Below are 10072 nucleotides of genomic sequence, written 5' to 3'. Positions count from 1 at the left end.
GATTGCTGCCGTGCCCCTACAACAATAACTGTGTTGCAACCCATGGAAAACTGCTGTAATATCATGTCCGGTTGCATTGGTAGGTGGTAGGGGCACGGCAGCAGACAACCTTCATGTTTTGGGCGCTTATTGCTGCCGTGCCCCTACAACAATAACTGTGTTGCACCCCATGGAAAACTGCTGTAATATCATGTCCGGTTGCATTGGTAGGTGGTAGGGGCACGGCAGCAGACAACCTTCATGTTTTGGGCGCTGATTGCTGCGGTGCCCCTACAACAATAACTGTGTTGCAACCCATGGAAAACTGCTGTAATATCATGTCCGGTTGCATTGGTAGGTGGTAGGGGCACGGCAGCAGACAACCTTCATGTTTTGGGCGCTGATTGCTGCGGTGCCCCTACAACAATAACTGTGTTGCACCCCATGGAAAACTGCTGTAATATCATGTCCGGTTGCATTGGTAGGTGGTAGGGGCACGGCAGCAGACAACCTTCATGTTTTGGGCGCTTATTGCTGCCGTGCCCCTACAATATGCCCCTACAATAATTATTCCTTTTGTTGCACTAACTCGACAATGTATGAAATAATCCGATCTGGATCGATCGGTTTGGCTACATGACGTTGAAACCCTGCGGCGATCGCTTGTTTCTGGTCTATCTCTCCAGCATACGCGGTTAAGGCAATCGCCGGAATCGATCTGCCTGCTTCTAACCTCCGAATTGATCGCATTAATTCATAACCGTCCATTTCTGGCATCCCAATATCGCTGAGAATAATGTCAGGCTGGAATTCTCCGAATGTCTGCAAGGCTTCTGTGGCTGAACTGACTGCCAAGACGATCGCACCATTCTCTTCCAACAAGAATGTGAGAAACTCTCGCGTATCGGCAGTATCATCAACAACCAATATTCGCATTCCAGTCAGTGGAGTTTTTGGCGCGCTTGGGGATGATGCGGCGATCGCTCGCGAGGCAGCAGGTTTCAATTTACCATTAACAGTAGGCAACTTAACGGTAAAAGTGGCGCCAAATCCAACACCTGGACTATCTGCCGAAATCCTCCCGCCGTGCATTTCCACAATTTGACGCGCGATCGCTAGTCCCAATCCTAACCCGCCAAATTTGCGCGTGGTGGAGCCATCTTCTTGCCGGAAATACTCGAATACGTAAGGCAAGAATTTGGGATTGATGCCTTTACCCGTATCAATTATTTGAATTTGAGCATCAGTATCAACTTGAGTTAGGCGAATTGTGACCTGTCCGCCAGCAGGTGTGAATTTAACCGCGTTTGAAAGCAGATTCCACACCACTTGTTGCAATCGTCCCGCATCTCCCAACACCTCACCGACTGTTGAGTCAAGTGCCAGATTGAATTGAATATTTTTTGCTTCCGCTGCGAGGCGAACTGTTTCGAGGGCGCTGTAAATTACAAAGGGTAAACTCACAGGAGCCGAATTTAGCGTTAGTTTGCCCCGCATAATCCGAGAGATATCGAGCAAGTCTTCGATTAGTTGAGCTTGCAGTTTGGCATTGCGTTCGATGGTGGTTAAGGCTTCGACTGTGCGTTCGGGATTGAGTTTGCGAGTTTGCAATAGTTTAGTCCAACCTAAGATCGGGTTGAGGGGACTACGCAACTCGTGAGACAGCACTGCTAAAAACTCGTCTTTGAGGCGGTTCGCGGTTTGTGCTTCTTCCCGCGCTTGCTGTTCGGCTTCGTATAACCGCACATTTTCCACTGCGATCGATGCCATCTGCGCTAATTGCACCACTACGGCTTCGTCGGTTTCAGTAAAATCACCTTCATATTTGTCTGAAAGCTGAATCAAGCCGATGTTGTGTCCGTCTCGCCCTACCAAAGGTGCTGCCAGCCAGCCGCGCATGGGAGGATGGTTCAGTGCTTCTTTGCCAAAGCCTTGCCAATGGGGATGGGTTTCGAGTTCGGCTTGCGTCATTCGCATCGGGCGATTTAAGTGACATACGCAGGTATAAATTCCAGATCCATCTGTCTTGGCATCATAGTCTCGCCACTGTGCATATTTATCGGACAGGTAAACGGCGTTGATTGCTTGTTCCCAGTTATTGTTAACAATGATGCTAGTGACAGATTGGTGACTACCAACGATCGCAGCTGCTCGATCTGCGATCGCTTGCAACACTTCTTCCACCGAAAGCGCCGAATTGATTGCTAGCGCCGCCGCCGTCAATCCTTGCAATTGCTCGCTATAGTGTCGTTCGCGAGCCAGGAGATATTCTCGCTCCAGTTCGGCTTGTTTGCGATCGCTAATATCTGCGTGTATCCCCAGCATCCGCAGCGGATTACCATCTCCATCCCAAGCAACGATGCTGCCGATGGAAAGTATCCATTTCCAATCTCCCGATTTTGTGCGTTGCCGGAATTCCACTTGGTACTGGTCGCGTCTGCCTGTGATGTACTCTTGGTATACAGAGCTGACTCGTTCCCGATCGTCGGGATGCAGGCGCTCGAGCCAAAAGGCATTCGTTTCGTGAAACTCTTGGGGATCGTAGCCCAACATCTGAGCATATTCGGGACTGACGATCGCCTCTCCGGTTTGGATATTCAGGTCATACAATCCCTGATGGGCAGCATTAAGCGCCAGTCGCAACCGTTCTTCGCTTTGCTGTAGGGCAATTTCTGCTTGTTTGCGATCGCTAATATCTGTATTGGTGCCAAACCAGCGCACGACGTTACCCTGCTCGTCTCGAATCGGAATCGCGCGGGAGAGGAACCAGCGATAAGTCCCGTCTTTACCCAGCAAAGGAAATGTATCTTCCCAGGGTTCGCCGATTTTCAGGCAGTGGCGGAAATGCTCGACGACGCGCTCTATATGGTCGGGGTGGTGTACCTTTTGCCATCCCCATCCCTGCATTTCTTCTAAAGTCGTGCCGGTGTATTCAAACCAGCGCTGATTATACCAAAAGATCCAGCCGTTAGAGTCTGTCATCCAGGCAAGCTGGGCGATGTTGTCTGCCAGGGTACGGAAGCGAGATTCGCTTTCAGCTAATGCCAGTTCTGCTTGCTTGCGATCGCTAATGTCAATCGCTGCCAGAATTGCATGGGTAGGACGGGCAGTAGAGACGTTACGACGGGCAGTAGAGACGTTACGACGGGCAGTAGAGACGTTACATGTAACGTCTCTACTTGCACGATCGAAGAAGACTTGTTTGCGAACGGTAAGCCATCTCACTTCGCCGTTTCCCCAAACTACGCGATGATCGCGACTAAACCAACCGGTACCTGACGGATCTAGCACCTGCGCGATAATTTCCAGCAATTCTTCCCGTTCTTCTGGATGAAATGTGGCGTGGATGCGCGATCGCGGCACGACTAATTCCCCAGCTGGTAAACCGTATACAGCGGCTGCTTCCTTGGAAAGCTCGACTGTATTCGAGGCGTAATCGAATTTGGCAAGGGCAAAACCCGCCACTTGCATCCCCAATCGCAAACGCTCCTCTGATTCGCGCCAGCTTTGTTCGGTCTGTTTGCGATCGCTAATGTTAGTAAACAGAATGGCAAACTTGTGACTTTGGGGATCGCCGATGCGGAAGGCGCTGACATCGAACCACCGATTCATCGCTGTGGATTGATTCTCAAACCGCGCGGGTTCCCCCGTCAGGGCGACTCTGCCGTAAGTTTCAAACCAAAACGCTTCTAAATTGGGCACGAGTTGGCGCGCCGTTTTGCCCATCGCTTGCTCAAGTCCCGTCATTTGTTCAAATACGTGATTGACTTCGAGGAAACGGTAATCAATCGGTTCGCCGTTTTCGGAAAACAGCATTTCGCAGACGCAGAAACCTTGATCCATCGTCTCGAACAATGTGCGATACCGATGTTCGCTTTCCCGCAGCGCGGCTTCGATTTGTTTGCGAGGGCTGATATCCTGGAAAATCAGCATAATTTCATCGATGCTGCCACTATTGCCATAAACTGGAGCAGCCGAAATGCTGACAATTAATTCTGAGCCATCTTGTTTGCGGCGGTAGGTTTCCATACCAAAAAGGGTTTCCCCATTCGCCACCGCTGCTCTTAGCTGCTGGCATTCATCAAGTTGATCGGGCGGCACAATTGGAATAGGGCGATTCAACACCTCGGCTTCACTCCAGCCAAAGACCTCGGTTGCAGCTTTGTTCCACATCCGGACAGTGGCGTTCGCCTCGAGCGCGACAATCGGCAAAGGCGATGATTCGATTAGCGTTCTTAAGGTTTGGTTAGTTTGTTGCAGTTCTTGCTCGATTTGTTTGCGATCGCTGATATCCAGGGCGACGCCGATCCAGTAATCGATCTTGCCGTTATTATCCCGCACGGGTAAAGCGCGGGTGTAGATCCAGCGGTAAACCCCGTCAGCGCGACGGAATGGAATTTCAATCTCGTAGTCAGAAACTTGTTTTGTTGCGGTTTGCCAAGTCGTATAGACGCGATCGCGAGCGTCTGGGCGAACCAAATCTACCCAACCATCACCTTGCAACTCTTGTAGACTTCGCCCGGTGAATTCCAATCCCCACTGGTTGCAATAGATAATCGAGCCATCTGGATCGCTGATAAAAACGATTTGGGGCGATAATTCTATCAAAGCGCGATAGCGTTCCTCGCTTTGGCGTTGGGCAACTTCTGTGCGTTTGCGATCGCTAATATCCGCAACAAAGATGACAATTCCGCCAATATCGCCGCCCTCGGCGTGCCAAGGACGAATTTCCCACCGCAACCATTGCAGCGATCCATCTGCGAGGGTAAAGCTATCTTCCTCGCATTGTTGAATTTCCCCTGCCAAACCTCGCTGATGAGCTTGTCGCCAGCGATCGCTTATTTGGGGAAAGACTTCGTAATGCGATCGCCCCAAAACCGCCTCAACTGACTCAAGTTGGTAAATTTCCACCCACCGCTGACTGAGGGCAACATAATTCATGTTGCGGTCAAACATAGCGATACAGACAGGGGCATATTTAATAAACAACCGCAGATTGGCTTCGGTTGTCTGCATTGTGTCTTGTTGTGCGGAGCGAGCGAAGTCCTGACGATTTTGTGCGGTGACATCAGTAGACTTCTGCAAAAACTCTTGTGGGGTGGGCATCCTACCTGCCCTTGAGGTTGTTTTCTCAACAGGTCTAGCAATTGTCGTCACAACTGCATAGGGTGCAGATTCATTGGCGCGAAACAACGGCTGTGCATCAAGCAGCAGCCACACCAACTCACCATCTTGGCGATAGAAGCCGATAGTCACATTTGAGCAGGGTTGTCCACTTCGCAGCGCCACTAGCGCTGGATTCTCCTCTGGCAAAAAAGCCGATCCATCCAGATGAATGAATTGCCGGGGCGAATCGAACAACGCCTTGCCAATTAATTGGTCGGCGGTGTAGCCCAGAATCTCGGCAGCTACAGCATTGCAGGCAGCGATTGCGCCATCGGCAAATTGAAGCACCATACCATCTGCCCGAAAAGTCGTTGCAGACTCAGATGGATCGCATTCCCAATTGCGGGCTAACTCAGACACTCGGTTCCTCCTGTTTCGCATTCCTGAGAATTGCTGATGCCATGACAGTTTCACCTATAACACTTTTGCAGCACGAAGCCGCGCTAATTCCAAGGGGTCTGAGTGAAACAGCGATCGTCATCAAAATTCTAAATAATTTTGCCAACAACTGCCCTATCAAGCCAACAGCGATCTGCCACTGGTGAAGTTAGGGATGAGCTTGCTATTTTGATAATTTCACGACTTACGCAAAGTTTTTATATTCAGATCTTCCACGAATATCATAGCCCGCCGGGGAATTTATTCCCTGGCGGGCTAATGCCACAGGTGCAAAATCTCAATATATGTAGGGTGCGATCTTCGTGCAGAGTACGGCATTATGACACTACCGCAAGTGATTTCGTTAATTTATCAGTTTCAGAAACCCGGTTTTTTGCAAAAACCGGGTTTCTATTGACTCAAGTTGCCAGTTATAACTATCGTGGCTTGCTAAATTGCTAATTGCTAATTGCTAATTGCTAATAGGGGATCGATCTTAAAATATCACATGAGCCATCAGCCATTAGCCATTAGCCATGAGCCATGAGCCATGAGCCATGAGCCATGAGCCATGAGCCATGAGCCATGAGCCATGAGCCATGAGCCATGAGCCATTAGCTATTAGCCATTAGCCATGAGCCATGAGCCATGAGCCATGAGCCATTAGCCATGAGCCATTAGCCATTAGCCATTAGCCATTAGCCTGTCTTGGGCCCTAAAAAGATAACTAGCAACTTGCGTTATCACCAACTTATTTTTTAGGACTACCTGAACTGCCGCGATAGGTTGAGTAAGTCCAAGGGGTGCAAATTAAAGGCACGTGGTAGCTTTGGGTTGCATCAAAGATGGCGAAACGGACGGGAACTTTGTCGAAGAAAGGCGGATCGGGGAGTTGTACTCCCAGCTTTTTATAGTAATCGGCAATGTAAAACATCATTTCGTAGCGTCCAACTGCGATTGCATTGCCGCTTAACATTGGCTCATCTGTGCGTCCATTTTCGTTGGTAATAAATGTTTTGATTAACCGATAGCGATCGCCTTCTAAAACGGAAAAATCAATCCGCATTCCCTGCCCAGATTTCCCCCTCATCATATCCAGCACGTGGGTTGTTACGTGGTTCTGGCTTTCTCCTTGTGCGATTTGGCGAAGCGGATATGCCGACCGCACGCTTGCGCGAACGCCCTTTGGGCGAATCGCGTTTGGTTTCCCCTGCGCCAAAGTCCGCAATGGAATCGCCGCCAACGCACCCAGGGACAGTCCTGCAAACAGAAAGTTTCTGCGGTTCATAATTAAATGCTCCTCACTTGAATAAATTGGGATAGAACAGAACCTACGCACGACGAGAAAAGAAACCCGGTTTCGACCTTCGAACGCGAGTGCGGAAGGGAGGCATATCGCTGATTCCCAAACCAACTATTTTTCGGAGAAACGGGGAATATGCGCCTAAGTCTTCCTCTTTTTTAGGCAAAAATATGGAATAATCAATAGGTGGTGTGGTTAAAGTAGTGTAAAATTCACAGAAAAGGTCACAGAAAAGGTTTGCTCGGGGTATACGGTGTTGGCGGATTTCGGTAGTTGGTGCAAGAAAGTGTTGCCAGCGAGGTAACCAAACGTCGTGCTGTCCAAATTTTAGCCGGTCTGGGTGCGTTGTTCGCCTGAGCGCGAAGTAATTTTTAACAAAAGCTCGTGCAATCATGTTGATCAAACAGCTTAACTATCAGGTCGCCAAATCAGCTCGCAAAGTCTCCCTGCGAACAGTCCTGACAGTACCGTTCGTGCTGCAAATCGTTGCGACAGTGGGAATGGTGGGATATCTTTCCTTTAAGAACGGACAACAAGCAGTTAATCAACTTGCCGAGGGATTGATGAGCGAGGTGAGCGAGCGGGTTAAAGATCGCCTTGATGTATATTTATCCGTTCCTAAATTAAGCAATCAACTGAATGCCAATGCCTTAGATACTGGGGCATTAGACATCAGAAATGTTTCAAAACGAGAGCAATATTTTCTCAAACAATTCCCATCGTTTCCCCTTTTAACATTGACCGTGTTTGGCACAGCACAAGGCGAAACTTATGGAATTAGGCGGTTTAAAGGCAATGAAGTGCTATTAAAGTATAGTGACGCTACCACGAATTATGCCCAGATTTACTTTACGAGAAATAGCAAAGGCGAGCCTGACATAAAGAATTCTATTCCTAATTTCGAGCCGCGTAAAAGACCCTGGTATAAGGCGGCGCTCAAAGCTGGAAAGCACACTTGGAAACCAATATTTGCTGATATTGTTGGTGAAAGTTTGATTATCAGTGCCGTGCAACCTTACTACAACAAATCCAGACAGCTTGAAGGAGTTTTGAGCAGTTCGTTTCTCCTTGTCTATGTCAATGAATTTCTGCAAACTTTGAAAATAGGTAAGACAGGACAAGTTTTCATCATGGAAAACTCTGGCGATCTTGTAAGTACATCAAGTTCTGCTCCAGTATACTTAGTTAAAGGAAAGCAGTTTGAACGGATTAAAGCCAGCGAGAGCGATAATCCTTCTATCAGAGCAGCAAAGTATTTATCAAATCTGTTGCCCAATCAAAATCAAGACAGTCAACTATTAGAAGTCAGTCTCAATGGCGAGCAAAAATTCCTTTACGTTACCTCGCTCAAAAAGACTTTTGACTTAGATTGGTTGATTGTAGTCATTGTTCCCCAATCCGACTTCACAGCACAGATCGATGCCAACACCCGCACGACTATTTTACTGACTATTGTGGCTCTAATTATCGCGATTATCATTGGTATTTTCACCGCCCAATGGGTTGCCAACCCGGTAGTGCGACTCAACACCGTTGCTCGCTCACTCGCTGAAGGTCAATGGGATAAAACCGTTGAGTTTGACCGGGAAGATGAAGTGGGACAATTAGCCAAGTCATTTAATAAAATGGCGAAACAATTACAAGAATCCTTTGAAAACTTAGAACAAAAAGTAGAAGAACGTACAGCAGAGTTAGCAATTGCTAAAGAAAAAGCCGAAGTTGCCAACGAAGCCAAAAGCGCTTTTTTAGCGAATATGAGTCACGAATTGCGGACACCTCTCAACGCAATCCTCGGATTTTCCCAACTGATGATACGCAGCCAAAGTTTATCTAAAGAAAACCAAGAAAATGTGGGGATTATTGCCCGGAGTGGGGAACATTTATTGGGGTTAATTAACAACGTACTGGATTTATCAAAAATCGAATCGGGACGTACCACCCTCAACGAAAAAAACTTCGACCTCTACCGCTTGCTCACAGATATCGAAGATATGTTTCGGCTCAAAGCGGACGATAAAAAATTGCAGTTATTAGTGGATTATGCACCGGAAGTGCCGCGCTACATCCGCACAGATCAAGTCAAGTTGCGGCAAGTTTTAATCAACCTGATTAACAACGGGATTAAATTTACTGAAGAGGGAGGGGTTTCAGTCAGAGTCGAACTGGTGAAACGGATTCAAGAGTCAGAAGAAAGTTTGGCGACACAAATGCAAGCAGCTGACAGGAAACTTGCCGCTTACTTGCGCGGTCAAGTTAAACCCGCAACAGTTGCTGCGAGTAAATTTATCGGCAAACAGCCAACTATTAACAGGGAAAAATTAGTTATTGCTTTTGAAATCGAAGATACAGGAATGGGTATTGCCGCAGCAGAATTAGACAGGCTGTTTGAAGCCTTCGCGCAAACTGAAACAGGTAAAGAAGCGCAAGAAGGCACGGGTTTAGGATTACCAATCAGCCGCAAATTTGTGCAATTAATGGGCGGCGATATAACAGTGAATTCGACAGTTGGAAAGGGTACAACCTTCAAATTCGACATTCAAGCTAGCATCGCCGATCCGGTTGAAATTGACAGCAAAAAACCCACCCGGCAGGTTATAGCGCTCGAACCGAATCAACCCTATCGGATTTTAATTGTCGATGATAAACCGATCAACCGCAAACTATTAGTACAAATGCTCAATCCCTTGGGATTTGAACTCAAAGAAGCTAGCAACGGGATGGAAGCGATCGCCATCTGGGATGAATGGGAACCCCACTTAATTTGGATGGATTTGAGAATGCCGGTGATGGATGGTTATGAAGCGATTAAACAAATCAAAGCTACTACTAAAGGTCAGGCTACCGCAGTTATTGCCTTAACTGCCAGCGTTTTAGAAGAAGAAAGAGCGGTTGTGCTTTCAGCAGGGTGCGATGATTTTATGCGCAAACCCTTCCGGGAAGCCGATATTTTTGAAATGATGCACAAACATATCGGAGTGCTATACGTTTATGACAACTCAAATTCCCATCAAACATCTGCCGCCAAAGGTGAAGGGCGATTGCTCACTAGCGCTGCTATAGCCGCATTACCGCCAGAATTGGTAGCCGATTTGAAACACGCTATACTCAGTGTTGACTTGGTTTTAATTGCTAACCAAGTCGAGCAAATCCGCTCGCACAATGGAGGACTAGCTGATGCGCTCGCCCAGTGTATCGACAATTTTGAATACGACAAGATTTTACAGTTAATTAAGTAACGTACAATTC

4 protein-coding genes are annotated in these 10072 nt (G+C 47.8%); 1 reads left to right on the top strand and 3 read right to left on the bottom strand.

Translation table 11 applies throughout. From position 1 onward, the window contains the following. Positions 1-315 precede the first annotated feature (315 nt). The 3 genes from MiSe_RS23390 to uraH form a co-directional block, all read right to left on the bottom strand. Positions 316-477 (bottom strand): hypothetical protein, encoded by a 162-nt coding sequence (locus tag MiSe_RS23390; protein ID WP_226585373.1) that lies wholly within the window; start codon positions 475-477, stop codon positions 316-318. A gap of 69 nt (positions 478-546) precedes the next feature. After that, positions 547-5505 (bottom strand): PAS domain S-box protein, encoded by a 4959-nt coding sequence (locus tag MiSe_RS23385; protein ID WP_226585371.1) that lies wholly within the window; start codon positions 5503-5505, stop codon positions 547-549. A 769-nt stretch (positions 5506-6274) separates the two neighbouring features. Then, positions 6275-6811, bottom strand: a complete 537-nt coding sequence (gene uraH, locus MiSe_RS23380; RefSeq protein ID WP_226585369.1) for a hydroxyisourate hydrolase — start codon at positions 6809-6811, stop codon at positions 6275-6277. 407 nt (positions 6812-7218) lie between these two features. Here uraH and MiSe_RS23375 point away from each other — a divergent pair, with 407 nt between their 5' ends. Further along, positions 7219-10062: a hybrid sensor histidine kinase/response regulator gene (locus MiSe_RS23375; protein ID WP_226585366.1), complete on the top strand. Its 2844-nt coding sequence runs from the start codon at positions 7219-7221 to the stop codon at positions 10060-10062. The last annotated feature ends 10 nt before the right edge of the window (positions 10063-10072 follow it).

It is taken from the genome of Microseira wollei NIES-4236, from assembly GCF_020521235.1.
Classification (GTDB): domain Bacteria; phylum Cyanobacteriota; class Cyanobacteriia; order Cyanobacteriales; family Aerosakkonemataceae; genus Microseira; species Microseira wollei.
This window is presented reverse-complemented; position numbering and strand designations above follow the sequence as displayed.